This is a genomic window from Nitrosomonas nitrosa (genome assembly GCF_003051105.1).
Taxonomy (GTDB): Bacteria; Pseudomonadota; Gammaproteobacteria; order Burkholderiales; family Nitrosomonadaceae; genus Nitrosomonas; species Nitrosomonas nitrosa.
On the sequence record NZ_QAOO01000010.1, the window covers coordinates 75,600 to 91,532 of the forward strand.

The 15,933-nt window shown below is 50.1% G+C and carries 10 protein-coding genes; 9 read left to right on the plus strand and 1 reads right to left on the minus strand.

Going from position 1 to position 15,933, the window contains the following annotated elements:
* Window positions 1–34 precede the first annotated feature (34 nt).
* From C8R30_RS07410 to C8R30_RS07430, 5 genes are all read left to right on the plus strand, one after another.
* On the plus strand, window positions 35–2,302 hold the full coding sequence (locus C8R30_RS07410; RefSeq protein WP_090669164.1) for a cyanophycin metabolism-associated ABC transporter: 2,268 nt from the start codon (window positions 35–37) through the stop codon (window positions 2,300–2,302).
* The gene (locus C8R30_RS07415; protein WP_107783737.1) at window positions 2,299–2,766 is read left to right on the plus strand and encodes a cyanophycin metabolism-associated DUF1854 family protein; all 468 of its coding nucleotides are present in this window, start codon (window positions 2,299–2,301) and stop codon (window positions 2,764–2,766) included. Before C8R30_RS07410 ends, C8R30_RS07415 begins: the two co-directional genes overlap by 4 nt.
* A gap of 85 nt (window positions 2,767–2,851) precedes the next feature.
* The gene (locus C8R30_RS07420) at window positions 2,852–5,164 is read left to right on the plus strand and encodes a cyanophycin synthetase (protein WP_107789881.1); all 2,313 of its coding nucleotides are present in this window, start codon (window positions 2,852–2,854) and stop codon (window positions 5,162–5,164) included.
* Between the two features lie 10 nt (window positions 5,165–5,174).
* Window positions 5,175–7,742 (plus strand): cyanophycin synthetase, encoded by a 2,568-nt coding sequence (cphA, locus tag C8R30_RS07425; protein WP_107789882.1) that lies wholly within the window; start codon window positions 5,175–5,177, stop codon window positions 7,740–7,742.
* A 230-nt stretch (window positions 7,743–7,972) separates the two neighbouring features.
* Complete coding sequence (locus C8R30_RS07430; protein ID WP_239654086.1) at window positions 7,973–8,545, plus strand: hypothetical protein; 573 nt, start codon at window positions 7,973–7,975, stop codon at window positions 8,543–8,545.
* Window positions 8,546–8,695: 150 nt separating this feature from the next.
* On the opposite strand, the gene C8R30_RS07435 is transcribed toward C8R30_RS07430, so the two are convergent.
* Complete coding sequence (locus C8R30_RS07435; RefSeq protein ID WP_107789883.1) at window positions 8,696–9,268, minus strand: OsmC family protein; 573 nt, start codon at window positions 9,266–9,268, stop codon at window positions 8,696–8,698.
* A 157-nt stretch (window positions 9,269–9,425) separates the two neighbouring features.
* Here C8R30_RS07435 and C8R30_RS07440 point away from each other — a divergent pair, with 157 nt between their 5' ends.
* The 4 genes from C8R30_RS07440 (at window position 9,426) to C8R30_RS07455 (ending at window position 15,906) form a co-directional block, all read left to right on the plus strand.
* Window positions 9,426–10,448, plus strand: a complete 1,023-nt coding sequence (locus tag C8R30_RS07440) for a GlxA family transcriptional regulator (RefSeq protein WP_204799332.1) — start codon at window positions 9,426–9,428, stop codon at window positions 10,446–10,448.
* Window positions 10,449–10,623: 175 nt separating this feature from the next.
* Complete coding sequence (gene ppsA / locus C8R30_RS07445; RefSeq protein WP_107789884.1) at window positions 10,624–12,996, plus strand: phosphoenolpyruvate synthase; 2,373 nt, start codon at window positions 10,624–10,626, stop codon at window positions 12,994–12,996.
* On the plus strand, window positions 12,993–13,823 hold the full coding sequence (gene ppsR / locus C8R30_RS07450; protein WP_107789885.1) for a posphoenolpyruvate synthetase regulatory kinase/phosphorylase PpsR: 831 nt from the start codon (window positions 12,993–12,995) through the stop codon (window positions 13,821–13,823). Before ppsA ends, ppsR begins: the two co-directional genes overlap by 4 nt.
* Window positions 13,824–13,929: 106 nt before the next feature.
* On the plus strand, window positions 13,930–15,906 hold the full coding sequence (locus tag C8R30_RS07455; RefSeq protein WP_107789886.1) for a monovalent cation:proton antiporter family protein: 1,977 nt from the start codon (window positions 13,930–13,932) through the stop codon (window positions 15,904–15,906).
* Window positions 15,907–15,933: the final 27 nt, after the last annotated feature.

The following is a 15,933-nucleotide window of genomic DNA, read 5'->3' on the forward strand; positions in this document are numbered from 1 at the left end:
GCAGCAGCTCGCTCGTTGCTTGCATAGCCATGCTATGTCTCGTTTTCCATTTCAATTAGGCGCACAAATCGAAGCGCAACTTGCAAGCGGCGAGAAGGTGCTTGCTTGGCTTGAAACTGATCTTGATGCAAGACTACACTTTTCATCGGGTTTGATCGTGGTGACCAATCATCGCTTTTTGGTAAAAATGGCGGAGGATAATAGTTGGCATGTGTGGTTTCATCGGCAAGGTTTAAGGTTGACCAGCCGTGATCACGCTGGTGTTGGTGCTCTTGAGTTATGTGACGAACAAGAACGGTTGGGTTGTTGGCATTACACAGTACGTTTGAATAGTGAAGCGAATCATCTCATCGCATGTTTTGAACAACAGCTCGTAGCTCGATCGAATGAGGTGGATACGATCCCGGATGCCCAGGCTCATTGCCGCAATTGTGGGATGATTTTGTCGAGCTCCCAGGATACATGCCCATCATGCGAACGGGAAGCGCATGCCCCTCCTTCAACCTGGACATTATTACGTTTATGGCGTTTTGCTGAGCCTTATAAATGGCGTTTACTCGCCGGCTTTATGCTGATGCTGGGGAGTACGGCGGCTACTTTGGTGCCACCTTATCTGACGATGCCCCTCATGGATAACGTGTTAATCCCTTATCAGAACGGCCAGCCGATTGACAACGAGCTTGTTACGCTCTATCTGTCCGGTTTGCTGGGTGCGGCATTATTGGCGTGGGTGTTAGGTTGGTCGCGGACGTATATTTTGGCAAAAATTTCAGAGCGGATCGGTGCAGATTTACGCACCACGACTTATGCGCATCTGCTCAAGCTTTCACAGGCATATTTCGGCGGAAAGCGGACGGGTGATCTAATGGCGCGGATCGGTACGGAAACTGACCGTATCAATCTTTTTCTTTCTCTGCATTTACTCGATTTTGCAACCGATGTGATCATGATGACGATGACAGCCATCATCCTGATTTCGATCAACCCATGGCTGGCACTCGTTACGTTGCTGCCATTACCGATCATTGCTTGGTTGATCCATCTGGTGCGCGACCGGTTGCGCACTGGTTTTGAGAAAGTCGATCGTGTCTGGGCTGAGGTCAACAATGTGTTGGCCGATACGCTGCCTGGTATACGGGTCGTCAAGGCATTCGCTCAGGAAGCCCGTGAGGTGGCACGTTTCCGTGCAGCTAACCAGCGTAATCTCGAAATCAATGATCGCGTCAATAAGATTTGGTCGTTGTTCACACCAACCGTGACGCTATTGACCGAGATCGGTTTGTTGGTCGTATGGATTTTTGGTATCTGGCAAGTCTCGCAGGATCAGATTACGGTCGGTGTGTTGACGGCTTTTCTGGCATATATCGGTCGCTTTTACCTGAGACTGGATTCGATGAGTCGTATCGTTTCTGTTACGCAAAAAGCGGCCGCTGGCACCAAACGTATTTTTGATATCCTCGATCATGAATCCAGCGTGCCGGAGCCGGTTAAACCCGTGTCTTTAGCGACGATCAACGGGCAGATCGAACTGCGTAATGTAAGTTTCCGTTATGGAACACGCAGCGTTGCGCAGGATATCAGTCTGCGGATCGAGCCTGGTGAGATGATTGGCCTGGTTGGCCATAGCGGTTCAGGCAAGAGCACGCTTATCAATCTGATCTGTCGCTTTTATGATGTCAGCGAAGGGGCCATCCTGATCGATGGGGTGGATATCCGTACCCTTCCAATAGCCGAATACCGTAAACATATCGGCTTGGTATTGCAAGAGCCTTTTCTATTTTTTGGTACGATCGCTGAGAATATCGCTTATGGCAAGCCAAACGCGACACGTGCAGAAATCGTTACCGCAGCCCGTGCAGCGTATGCGCATGAATTCATACTTAGGTTGCCATATGGTTACGATTCTTTGGTAGGTGAACGCGGGCAAGCGCTTTCAGGGGGCGAACGGCAGCGTATTTCAATCGCGCGCGCACTCTTGATTGATCCACGCATCTTAATACTCGACGAGGCCACTTCCTCGGTCGATTCCAAAACGGAACGCGAGATTCAAGCTGCGCTTGACAACCTTGTGAAAGGTCGAACGACCCTAGCGATCGCCCACCGCCTCTCTACCTTACGTGAAGCGAATAGATTAGTGGTACTTGATCGCGGGAAAATCATCGAGATAGGTGCGCATGCTGAACTGATGGCGCGACAAGGGTTTTACTACCACCTTTACCAATCTCAATTGCAGTATAGCGACACGCAAGATGATGCAGTCGGATTGAAACGATGTCCAGATACTAAAGAAAATCGGTTATGAATCTGCCAGGCTATGAATTGTATCGGAATGCCTTCGGTCGCCTCGTATTGGTGGACAAAGATCATCAATGCGAGGAAGTCATACCAGTACGGGCTTTTCCGATCACGGCGCCCGATCATGGCGTAGCGCTGGTCGATGCTCATGGACATGAACTTGCCTGGGTTGAACGACTGGACGCGTTACCGGAAGCTTATCGTGCGTTGATCGAGGAAGAACTGACGAGCCGGGAGTTGATGCCGGAGATCCAGTGTATCGAAAAGGTTTCCAGCTTTGCTACACCGAGCCGCTGGTGGGTTAAAACCGATCGGGGTGAGACTGCTTTCGTGCTCAAAGGAGAAGAAGATATTCGCCGCTTATCGCTTGAAGCATTATTGATTACCGATAGTCATGGCATTCATTTCTTGATTCGTGATCGTTCGCTACTGGATCGCCATAGTCGTAAGCTGCTGGACCAATTCCTCTAAAATTCATCAAAAATTATTTGCCTTGCTGTAAACCGATTGGCATGAGTTGCGTTAATTAGAATGTTTCTCATTAAGCATTCAATTTATGCCAAATAACCCTGATGCCTGTCACCCTAGTAATAACAAAGATATCAAGTTTCTCGAAATACGCCATTTGAATGGCCCCAATATATGGACTTACTATCCGGTACTGGAGGCGATTGTTGATATTGGTGACCTGGAAGATTTTCCTTCTCATACGATTCCAGGTTTTTATGAACGTTTATCATCGTGGATGCCTTCATTGATCGAGCATCGTTGCAGCTATGAAGAGCGGGGTGGTTTTCTGCGTCGTGTCCAGGAAGGAACCTGGCCATGCCATATCCTAGAGCATGTAACGCTTGAATTACAAAACATGGCCGGGATGCACGGTGGGTTTGGCAGGGCGCGTGAAACGTCGGTGCGGGGCGTTTACAAAGTCGTGGTAAGCGCCTGGCATGCAGAGATTGCAACAAATGCACTGTTCTCGGCGCGTGAGTTGGTCCTGGCGGCCATGGGGTTTGATGCTTGTGAGCCCTATGATGTGCAAGGTGCTGTTGAACGGCTGCGTGACATGGTCGACTCACTGTGGCTTGGTCCTTCTACCGCCTGCATTGTAGATGCGGCTGCCGCCCGCAATATTCCTGCCATTCGACTGTTGTCCAAAGGAAATCTCGTGCAGCTAGGACAGGGCGCGCACAGCCGACATATCTGGACCGCCGAGACAGATCGCACACCAGCTATCGCCGAAAGCATCTCGCGGGATAAAGAGCTGACTAAAACATTGCTCCGTGCTTGTGGTGTGCCCGTCCCAGAGGGGCGCATGGTAGTGAGTCCAGAAGATGCTTGGCAAGCTGCGTTAGCCATTGGCTTGCCCGTGGTCGTCAAACCGTGTGATGGTAACCATGGGCGCGGTGTGTTTATTGAGCTTAGACAACGTGACGAGGTCGAATCGGCGTATGCCGTTGCTTTACAAGAAGGAAGCGGTGTGCTGGTCGAGCGATACATACCCGGAACGGAGCACCGCTTACTGGTCGTCGGTGGGAAACTGGTAGCCGCTACGCGAGGTGATGCGGTTTCTGTTATCGGCAACGGTATTTCCACTATTGCTGAGTTGATCGATGTACAGATCAATGCCGATCCACGCCGAGGCACTACCGAAGATCATCCGCTCAATATTATCCGGTTGGATAGTGCCGCGCAGATGGAGATCGTCCATCAAGGTTATACGCCAGATTCTGTTGTGCCGTTTGGTATCGAGGTGCTGATTCAAAGAAATGGCAATCATGCTTTTGATGTGACGGATGACGTTCATCCCAGTACTGCGCAGATAGCCGCTTTGGCAGCGCGCATCGTGGGCTTGGATATTGCAGGTATCGATTTGGTGGTCGGCGATGTGTCGCGACCACTTGCTGAGCAAGGCGGCGCAATTGTCGAAGTCAACGCCGGCCCCAGTCTGTTGATGCATATCAAACCAGCCGTTGGCAAGGCACGTCCAGTTGGGGAAGCCATTGTCGATCATCTTTTTCCGAATCAAGATCACGGCCGTATTCCGATTGTCGGTATTACTGGTAGCCATGGCAAAACGACGGTTGCTCACCTTGTTGCGCGATTGCTTAGGTTGTCGGGAAAACGGACAGGGTTGGCGTGCAGCAGCGGACTTTATCTGGATCATAAGCCGATCGATCAGAGCGACTCAGCCAATTGGCAAGCAGCTCAGCGTATTCTGATAAACCGGACAGTCGAGGCGGCTGTTTTTGAAAATGGGTTTGACACTATTCTTCAACAAGGGTTGGCTTACGATAGTTGTCAGATAGGTATCGTGACCAATGTCGAGCCCTCTTTGCACTATGGTCGGCATGATATCGAGTCGCCTAAACAGGTTTTTACCGTATTGCGTACGCAAGTCGATGTCGTCACACCGACAGCCGCCGCAAAAGATAATGTGCTGGAAGGTGTGAGTCTACCAATAGGCGCAGCGATTCTCAATGCTGGGGATGCTATGCTGATCGAAATGGCTGATTTATGTCATGGTGAAGTCATTTACTTTAGCTGTGATCCCAAATTGCCAGCAGTCAATGCGCATCGTAAGCGAGGAACCGGGCCAACGGGGAAGAAGCGGGCTGTCATCATACGCAACGGGAAAATCGTGCTGGCGGATGGGCTGGAGGAAACATCCCTGATCAAGCTGGCAGAATTGCAACCCGCTGTGGGTGATCGTGCCGTGCAGGAGATTGAGTATGTCTTGGCCGCAGTAGGTGCTGCCTGGGCACTTGGCATACCGCTCGATCTGATACGGATGGCTGTGGAGACCTTCGAATTCGGTCAAGAAAGCAATCCCTTCAAGTATCTGCCTATTCCGGAAAAACAAAAAATTTGAGGAACGATATATGAAAGTGATACAGACTCGCGTTTTGCGGGGCCCCAATCTATGGAGTAAGCACACTTCTCTTGAAGTAACCGTTATGCTTAATGAATATGAGTGTGATTTTGACAGCTTGTCGAGCTTTGCAGTGCGTTTGTGCGAGCGTTTTCCGGAGATTGCGCTGTTCCAGCCCGCTGACCGACATGAAACGGTTACGATGGCACATGCGCTTGAATACGCCTTGCTTGGACTGCAAAATCAAGTAGGTTGTCCTGTTACCTTCAGTCGTACCATCCAGATATCGAATACCCGTAGTTATCGGGTCATCGTCGAATACAGCGAAGAGGCAGTGGGGTGTTTAGCACTGGATTTCTCTTTGGATCTCTGTCACGCGGCCATGGATAATAAATCTTTTGATTTGGCCGATGCGCTTCGCCGATTGCGTGAGCTCTACGAAGACATACGCCTCGGGCCTAGCACCAGCGCGATCGTGCGCGCTGCAGTCGCACGTGGCATACCTTACCGTAGGTTGACCGATGGAAGTTTGGTGCAATTCGGCTGGGGAAGCAAGCAGCGGCGCATTCAGGCATCCGAAAGCGATTTGACCAGTGCAGTTGCAGAATCGATTGCACAAGACAAAGAGCTGACGAAAGCGTTGCTCCATGCTGCGGGCATTCCAGTTCCGTTGGGTCGGCCTGTTTCGAGTGCTGAAGATGCCTGGGCGGCTGCTTGTGAAATAGGTGTGCCTGTGGTTGTCAAGCCTCAGGATGGGAATCATGGCAGAGGAATAAACATCAATCTGGTTGATGAAGAACGGATCAAGGCTGCTTATCATTTGGCAGCCGGAATCAGCGATAGTGTTATAGTTGAACGTTATATAAGCGGGCATGACTATCGCATGTTGGTGGTCGGTAATAAGTTGGTTGCCGCTGCAAGACGTGATCCTCCCCAGGTCATAGGGGATGGGATACACACTATCCGTCATTTAGTGGAGCAAATTAATCGTGATCCATTACGAAGCGAAGGCCATGCGAATCTCCTAACTAAAATTCACTTGGATGAGATTTCACAGGTTCATCTTGCTACCCAGGGGATGACAGCAGATTCTATCCCTCCTAAAGGTATGCGTGTTGTGTTGCGTAATAATGCCAATTTATCGACTGGGGGGACAGCAACGGATGTGACCGACGATGTCCACCCGGAAATTGCGGCAAGCGTGGTTGCGGCCGCATATATGACGGGTCTCGACATCTGTGGCATTGATATTATTTGCGACAGCATTCTGCGTCCGCTGGAGGAACAAGGCGGTGCCGTGATCGAAGTGAACGCAGCGCCTGGATTGCGTATGCACTTGCAGCCCTCCTATGGGAAGGGGCGCGCGGTGGGGGAAGCGATTATCGACAGCATGTTTGCGCATGGTGAAGACGCGCGCGTTCCGGTTGTGGCGGTAACAGGTACTAACGGCAAAACAACGACGGTACGCTTGATAGCGAGTATGCTTGAGCATAACCAACTACGCGTTGGTATGACATGTACCGATGGTGTTTATGTTAATGGCCTATGTGTCGATACAGGGGATTGTAGTGGCCCGAGAAGTGCGAGAAATGTACTTTCTCACCCCGATGTCGATGCTGCAATACTGGAAACGGCACGGGGCGGCATGCTGCGCGAAGGGTTGGGTTTCGATCATTGTCAGGTCGCGGTGGTCACTAACATTGGTCGAGGCGATCATCTCGGTCTTGCCAACATCGATACCGCGGAAGAATTGGCCCTCGTCAAGCGGCTTATCGTTGAAAATGTCACACCGGGGAGCGGTGTTGCCGTACTCAATGCCGATGATCCACTGGTCGCCAAGATGGCGGATCATTGCCCAGGATCTATCATCTACTTTTCCCGGAACAACCATAATCCCGTTGTGCTGACACAACGTGCGCAGCGTAAACGTGTCGTCTATCTGGAAGACCATGAAATCGTCGTGTCTGAGGCAAACATGGAGCAGCGGATCTCACTGAGTGGGGTTCCGATTACAAAGAATGGCCTGATTAGTTTCCAGGTCGAAAATGCAATGGCAGCGATTGGAGCGGGATGGGCATTAGGGCTGGATTGGGCTGTGATCCGTACTGCTTTGGCACGCTTTGTCAACGATACGCAAAGCGTACCCGGCCGGTTTAACTTTTTTAATTATCGGGATGCAACCTTGATTGCCGATTATGGCCACAACCCCGATGCGATAGCAGCACTGGCGTGTGCGATTGACCGTATGCCGGCGAAGAGACGGACTGTCGTCATTAGCGCAGCAGGAGACCGACGTGATGAAGATATCCGGCTGCAAACTCGAATTCTCGGCGATATCTTCGATGAAGTGGTGTTATATCAGGATAAATGTCAACGTGGACGCGCAGATGGGGAAGTGCTTGGGTTGTTACGCGAAGGGTTAGAGAATGCCAGACGCGTGCGAAAAGTGCACGAAATATATGGTGAGTTCAAAGCAATCGACACTGCGTTATCCGGTTTGCAGCCAGGGGAACTTTGTCTTATCTTGCTCGATCAGGTGGAACAAGCGCTTGGGCACATTCATTCCCGGATTGCATAAGCATTACCCAATCGTTGCTGAGTGGTTGACAATTCCCAGTCAACTTGCCTGAGTGAGCGAAAATTTTCTTGAATAATGTGTTGCTTTTATCCCTGTGCCTCAGAACAAAACCCTACACGTATTGTCGAATTGATGTGACCCTGAAGTGAAAAATGATAACAACGATGGGTGCACCTTGTCGGAATGATGAGAGAAAAATTAACAATGTCATTTTAATAGGAGAGTCAGTCGTGTTAAGGCAATCAATACAAACTACCCTTATTGCCTCTATATTCGTTGCGGCGTTTTATGCGGGCGCAGCGATGGGGCATGGAAAGGTTTCATTGGAGGAAGATAACTGTGTACGTCAAGCAGGGGGCAATATGGTGCACTTGAGCACCTATCAGCCTCAATATGATCAGAATGAACAATATTGTACGAATCTGCCTGCGGCAGGCGATACTTATCTGGTTGTGGATTTGCTTGATCAGAATCTACGCAATATGCCGGTTGGTATCAAAGTTTTTCGTGGCAGTGCAGAAGAAGGTGAGGCGGTAGCGCAGATCAATGCTAATTATCATCCGGACGGCGTCGTCAGTGGAGTAGGCAAGCTGGATAAAGGCCTTTACTCTGTGGTAGTAACAGCTGAAGGTATCCCTCCTTTGAATTATCACTATCAACTGCGTGTGGAAATGATTGATTACGGAAAAGTCGCGCGCACTTGGGCAGGTCCCGGCCTGGTTATGTTGCTTTTATCGTGGTTGATGTATAGATTTGTGCAATCTGGACGTTTGCGCTCGTTGTTGGGTACTCGCTCTCAATAGCGCTACGCTTGTTCGATTGAAAATAAACCCCCAGTTTTGCTGGGGGTTTATTTTCATGTGCTTTCTCGATGACTTACTCAGATTGAAATAAAATGACAGAGCGGCGACAGAAAACGGGATCGCTCGTTTTCTGTCGCCAGCCCAAGGTGATTATGAATACGTTTCGACGGTAACCTTGACAGGCACCGAGTTTGATACCACATCGAACACCGGTGAAAATTTCGTCAGTTCTTGCAAGGTTGCTTGCATTGCTTGAGACTTGACACGCATTTTGACTCTTATTTCCTGATAACCTTTGCGTACGTCTTTTGCCAGGTTCAGGAATCCACGTAAATCAAGATCGCCTTCCAATTCAGAATCCACTGCTTCGATTTTGATACCGCGTGCTGCTGCATGATAGACCAAGGTCGTCGTCATGCAAGCAACCAAGGCATGAAGGATAAATTCTACAGGGTTGGCGCCGATATCTTGGCCAAGTAGCACAGGTGGCTCGTCTGCATCGAGTACAAAAGGTGCAGTACGGGTGGTATCTTCAGCCCGGCATCCGTAAAACCCCTGGATAGTCGATTGGTTATGTCCGCCGTTAAACCAGTGATTGCGCGCACGGAACTTGAATTTTGCCAACTCATTATCATTCTTGACTGCTTCAATGGTATCGAGCAGTGCGGTGACATTCACGCCATTGGTAGTTACGGCTTCGGTATGGTCAGCAGCTTGAGTCATGATGATTCTCCTTTATAGAACAAATTGTTATCAGCTATTTGCTAAATTACTTGTGGAACATTGGTGATACAGGTTGCATGGTAGAATCCAAAGTCAAGCTTGATAAGATGCTGGTGTGCCATAAACTGTTCATTTGTGCCACGAATAGGGAGGTTGTTTGGACGAATCCGGTCATGTTCCGGTTGAAGTACTGATAGTTGCCATTCCTGAAACTGCCGGCTCCGCCCTTTACGGCATGATCGATGTCCTATCGGCAGCAGGAACGTTGTGGCAAAGCTTGGTGCGTACCGAACCGCTACGGCGGCTTTTCAACGTACGCATTATGGGGTCAACACGCGTATCATTTCGCTGCGAGAATGGCATCCCTGTTATTCCGGATGTATCGCTTGACGATAATCCCAGGGCGGATATTTTAATTTTGCCTGAAATCTGGTTAGGCCCAGATGAGGTGTTTAAAGGGCGCTATCCAGAAATCATGGAGTGGGTACGTAAGCAATATCGTCGGGGTGTCGTGATTTATGCAGCCTGCTCTGGCGTAATCATGCTGGCAGAAACTGGGTTACTCGATGGATGCGAAGCCACATCACACTGGGGGTATCAGGATCTCTTCAGAAAACAATATCCTAGAGTACGCTATAGCCCTGAACCGAATTTGGTATTTGCCGACCCGGCTGGACGTATAGTGACGGCGGGGGGTACGACGTCATGGCACGATTTGGCGATCCACATCATTTCGCGGCACGCCAATCCCGGAGAAGCGTTGCGTATCGCCAAAGTGTACCTTCTAAAGCTGCATGGCGAAGGGCAATTGCCTTATGCGAGTTTGGTGCGGAATGATCCTCACGCTGATGCGCTCGTGCGTTCTTGTCAGGAGTGGCTACGTGAGCATTTCATGAAAACAGATGCAATCGGTCAGGTTGTTGCCTATGCTAAGATTCCTGAACGTACGTTAAAGCGACGTTTTAAAAGTGCAACTGGCCTATCACTGATCGAGTATTTGCAGAATCTCCGGGTGGAGCATGCAAAAACGCTATTGGAACAAAGCGAAACGCCGGTCGATGAAATCAGTGTTTCGGCGGGCTACGAGGACGCTTCTTTTTTCCGGCGTTTGTTCAAACGGAGCACAGGATTGACGCCAAGTCAGTATCGTCGCATGTTCCGGCCTTTACTGCAGATTTGACTTTGTTTTGATTCTTGCCATTCCCTTATTGCTAGGGTTTCCAGAAAATTACGGCATTGACCGTTAAGTTGCCTTGTTTTATTGACCTCGATTGTCGAAGATCTGAGCGGATGGCGAGAATCAAAAGTTATAATGATCGTTGCCAAATGTGTTACTTCAAAACCAGGAGTGTGCGATGAGTGATTATATTGTATGGTTCGATCAGTTAACTAAAAATGATGTTGGGATAGTAGGCGGCAAAAACGCATCATTGGGCGAGATGATCAGCCATCTCAGCAAAATGGGCGTCAATGTACCGGGTGGCTTTGCGACGACGACGCATGCCTATCGCGACTTCTTGACGAGCAATGGCTTAACCGAACGCATCAAGCAATTGTTGGATCCCTTGGACGTCAGTGATATCAACGCCCTCACCACGGTCGGTAAAACGATTCGTGGTTGGTTGCTGAAGGCATCGCTGCCCACCACTTTGATACAAGCCGTCACACAGGCTTATGAGGGGCTCGTAGCCAGAGAAGGGGATGCCATTTCGTTTGCAGTGCGCTCATCTGCAACGGCGGAAGATTTGGCCGATGCGTCGTTTGCAGGCCAACAGGAAACTTTGCTGAATGTATGCGGGTTGGAGCAACTGATCGCTGCCATCAAGGTCGTGTTTGCTTCATTGTACAACGATCGTGCCATTGCCTATCGTGTTCATCATCATTTCGAACATGACAAAGTTTACCTGTCGGCTGGTATACAGAAAATGGTGCGTAGCGACCTGGGCGCAAGCGGGGTGGTATTCACGCTCGATACCGAATCGGGATTCCGCGAAGCCATTTTTATCACTGCGGCCTATGGTCTGGGGGAGACTGTCGTGCAGGGCACCGTCAATCCGGATGAATTTTATGTTTATAAAAAGGGGCTCGAAGCAGGCCGACCGGCCATCCTGACACGGCGGCTAGGCGCCAAAGCGATCGAAATGGTTTATGACGAAAAAGGTGAAAAGGGCGTTTCTACCTTGGTACGCGATGTAGAAACCGCGCGCCGTCAGCGATTTTGTTTATCCGATACACAAGTCGAGGCATTGGCCCGGCAAGCCTTGATCATAGAACAGCACTATGGCCGTCCTATGGATATCGAATGGGCGCTGGATGGATTAGACGGACAGCTCTATATTGTCCAGGCCCGTCCTGAAACAGTTGAAAGCCGGGTTGGTTCTACCATAGAACGCTTTAAACTCAAGCAAAAAGGTAAGATGCTGACGGAAGGGCGCGCGATCGGACAAAAAATAGGGCAGGGGGTGGCACGTCTGATCATGAGTACAGAGCAGATGAACGTGCTTGAGCCCGGCGAAGTACTGGTTACGGATATGACCGACCCCGATTGGGAGCCGATCATGAAGCGGGCATCGGCGATAGTTACGAATCGTGGCGGACGGACTTGCCATGCAGCAATTGTTGCGCGTGAATTGGGTATTCCCGCAGTGGTCGGCTGTGGTGATGCAACAATGCGAATTAAGGATGGTGTGGGCGTCACGGTTTCCTGTGCGGAAGGCGATACCGGCCTTGTTTATGAAGGGTTGCTGCCGTATGAACATACAATGTCCGAGACTGGCGAGTTGCCTGAGCCCCCAGTTAGAATCATGATGAATGTTGGCAACCCTTCCCATGCTTTCGCATTTTCCCGCATGCCAAATCAGGGGGTAGGATTGGCGCGACTGGAGTTTATCATCAACAATATCATCGGTATTCATCCGAAAGCGTTGCTGGAATTTGAGCGATTGCCCAATAACCTGAAAGACGAGATCAACCGTCGTATTGCAGGTTACGCTGATCCGATCAGCTTTTACGTGAATAAATTGGTGGAAGGTATCGCAACGTTGGCAGCTGCATTCCAACCTCATCCTGTGATCGTGCGTACCTCTGATTTCAAATCCAACGAGTATGCCAACTTGCTGGGTGGGGATCGCTATGAACCGCAAGAAGAAAATCCCATGATCGGCTTCCGCGGTGCGTCACGCTATGTCGCGGATGCGTTTCGCGATTGCTTTGAATTGGAGTGCCGGGCATTGCGCACAGTGCGTGACGAGATGGGGTTGACCAATGTGGAGATCATGATTCCGTTTTGCCGGACACTTGGAGAAGCCGAGCAAGTGACGGCATTACTCGCGTCACAGGGGCTGGCGCGCGGAAATAACGGGTTACGCTTGATCATGATGTGCGAGATTCCATCCAATGCTTTGTTGGCAGAAGAGTTTCTAGAATATTTCGATGGATTTTCCATAGGCTCAAACGATATGACCCAACTCACGCTGGGAATCGATCGCGATTCGAGTTTGGTGTCGCACTTGTTCGATGAGCGTAATCCGGCAGTCAAGAAAATTCTCAAAATGGCTATTGATGCCTGCCGGCAGCGCGGTAAATATATCGGTATCTGCGGGCAGGGACCGTCCGATTATCCGGATTTCGCAGTTTGGTTGTACGATCAAGGAATCAATAGCTTGTCGCTGAATCCGGATAGTATCGTGGACACTTGGCTGCATCTTGCCCAGCTGAAGAAATCGTGACCAAGCATAAGCGTACCGTTTTTTATGTATCCGATCGTACCGGCATTACGGCGGAAACACTCGGACATAGTTTGTTGACCCAGTTTGACGGAATCGAGTGGGAGAAGATCAATGTGCCGTTTTTGGATGATATCGCAAAAGCGCATAGGCTCGTGGAGCGGATCAATCATGCGGCCAAGCTGGATGGTTACCGGCCCCTGGTTTTCAGCACGTTGCTTAAGCCAGATATTCTCGAGGTGATCCGGCAAGCAAATTGTCGGGTGTATGATTTTTTTGAAACGTTCATCAGCTCGATTGAAGAAGAGCTACATCAACCGTTTGCTCGCATAGCTGGACGTTCGCATGGGCTCCAATACCACTTGAAGTATTTCAAGCGGATTGCCGCAATCAATTACGTTCTGGCGCACGATGACGGCGTTAATCCTAAGAATTTTACAGAAGCGGATATTATTTTGGTAGGCGTGTCGCGTACCGGCAAAACGCCTACTTGTCTTTATCTGGCACTGCAATATGGGATAGCAGCCGCGAATTATCCACTCACGCAAGATGATATGCCCAAAATGCAGCTTCCCAAAATTCTCGAGCCCATTAAGGATAAACTCTTTGGTTTGACGCTCAGTGCTTCCCAACTGCATCTCATCCGGCAGGAACGGCGCCCTAATAGCCAGTACGCTGCACTTACCCAGTGTCAGCGAGAAATTCAATGGCAGGAATCACTGTTCCAATTATTCGACATCCCTTATCTTGATACAACGAATATTTCAATCGAAGAAATCAGCGCCACCATACTTGACCGGAGAGGATTAAAGCGGCAGTTATACGGCTAGAGTTACCAATTCGTTATTTTTTGAGTACCTGGTATGTTTAGGGAAGAACGCGAACATGATCTACTTCAATTTGTTACTTAATCATTTTTAAAAGGTTTTGTTTCTGATGATCGAGCAGTTTTTTCCACAAATCCTGATGCTCCTTGGAACAGCAGTGGTTATTGTGGTTACTTTTCACCGTATACACGTTCCGCCGAGCCTGGGCTATTTGCTCGTGGGTGTCCTACTTGGATCCTATACTCCGGGACCGGTAATTGAGGCGCAACCGATACATATGCTAGCCGAGTTCGGCATCGTGTTTCTCTTGTTTACGATTGGTCTCAATTTTTCGCTTCCGCAGATTCAAGCTTTACGTGGCATGGTACTCGGTCTTGGAACGGCCCAGGTACTCTTGACAACCTTGGCTGTGGGGGCTGTTGTTTGGTTAATGGGCTTACCAGTGGCGGCAGCTTTTGTGGTCGGTGCGGTCTTTGCTCAGTCTTCCACCACGATTATCAGCAAGACACTGATTGAACAAGGCGAGGAGCACAGCCGGCATGGACGGCTCGGTACAGGGATGTCCGTTTTTCAAGATGTGACAGCGGTTCCTTTTTTGATTGTCATTCCTGCACTGGGCGCGGCTGCGGTGGGAATGGGTGCGCTCGCGACTTCTCTTGGGCTAGCGCTTGCCAAGGCAGCGCTGGCTTTTGTATTGGTGTTTGTGGTAGGGCGGCAGTTGCTGCGACCATTGTTTCATCTCATTGCAGCGCAGCGTTCGGCCGAGGTGTTTACCTTGACCGTTTTGTTTGTTTCCCTGGTTGCAGCCTGGGTTACTCAGAGCTTGGGTATGTCAACTGCATTTGGTGCTTTCCTGGCGGGGATGGTTTTGGGAGAAACGGAATTCCGCCATCAAGTGGAATCGACCATCCGGCCTTTCCGTGATGTGCTGCTGGGCCTCTTTTTTGTGGGTATCGGTATGTTATTTGATTTATCCGTGTTTCCGCAGATATGGCATTGGGCGTTAGCAGGCGCGTTGCTTCTCATGGTTTTCAAAGCGTTTATCGTCGCACAAATTGCCCGGTTTTCCGGGGTTGAATCGTTGACGGCTTGGCGAACTGGCTGGCTATTGGCTGTAGGAGGGGAATTTGGATTTGCTTTGTTGACCATTGCGCTGGGGATGCAGGCCATTGATCAGGAAACCGGCCAGATTGCGCTGTCTTCTGTGTTGCTTTCGATGATCGTGGCACCCTTTCTCATACGCTACAACCATGCCCTCGCCAGGCCCTTCGCACGTCAACCTGCGTTGCAACATGAAGAAGTGCTCCCTCGGTTGGAGGCGGTCAATGCCGACAAGTTGAAGAACCATGTCATCATCTGTGGTTATGGCCGTATCGGCCAGAGTGTGGCCCATTTCTTGGAAGAAGAACAAATTCCTTACATTGCGCTGGATTTGGATCCGGTAAAGGTCAAAGAAGCGTATACCGCGGGTGAAAAAGTTTTTTTTGGCGATGCAGCTGAGCGCGATATTCTTGAAGCTGTGGGGGTAAATGAGGCTCGGCTAGTTGTGATCAGCCATGAAGATATAACCTCCGCACACAAAGTCTTGCATCATGTTCGTGCGCTTCGCCACGACCTTCCAGTTATGGTGCGTACCCGAGATGAAAGCCGTGTCGATGAGCTGCGAGCGAGCGGCGCGACAGAAGTTGTGCCTGAAACGCTCGAAGCCGCACTGATGATCGCCGTCCATACGCTACTTCTGTTAAACGTGCCGACTGTGCGTGTGATGCGACGCATGCAGCAGCAACGTGATGGTCGTTATCACTTATTGCGCGAATTTTTCCGAGGCAGCAATGTTTTTACCGATACCTCACGAGAACAGGATGCCGATCGGCTCCGGCCTGTGGTTTTGACATCGGACAGTCCGGCTGTCGGGCATCTGCTGCGCGAATTCGATCTCGAAGGGGTGGCAGTGACCGCGTTGGTGCGAGAAGGCAAACGGCAGCTGACACCCTCGCTCGATACCCAATTACAAGCAGGTGATGTGATTGTCCTGTTTGGATCGCCTGCCGATTTGGAGCGTGCACAAAATATTCTATTGAGTTAGGTAGTTTCGTCAAACAGTTTGAATATA

Bases quoted from the DNA above. Each gene is read 5' to 3' on its own strand.
- C8R30_RS07435 (WP_107789883.1), bottom strand. From the start codon at position 9,268: ATGACTCAAGCTGCTGACCATACCGAAGCCGTAACTACCAATGGCGTG.
- C8R30_RS07455 (WP_107789886.1), top strand. From the start codon at position 13,930: ATGATCGAGCAGTTTTTTCCACAAATCCTGATGCTCCTTGGAACAGCA.
- C8R30_RS07415 (WP_107783737.1), top strand. From the start codon at position 2,299: ATGAATCTGCCAGGCTATGAATTGTATCGGAATGCCTTCGGTCGCCTC.
- C8R30_RS07420 (WP_107789881.1), top strand. From the start codon at position 2,852: ATGCCAAATAACCCTGATGCCTGTCACCCTAGTAATAACAAAGATATC.
- C8R30_RS07410 (WP_090669164.1), top strand. From the start codon at position 35: ATGTCTCGTTTTCCATTTCAATTAGGCGCACAAATCGAAGCGCAACTT.
- cphA (WP_107789882.1), top strand. From the start codon at position 5,175: ATGAAAGTGATACAGACTCGCGTTTTGCGGGGCCCCAATCTATGGAGT.
- ppsA (WP_107789884.1), top strand. From the start codon at position 10,624: ATGAGTGATTATATTGTATGGTTCGATCAGTTAACTAAAAATGATGTT.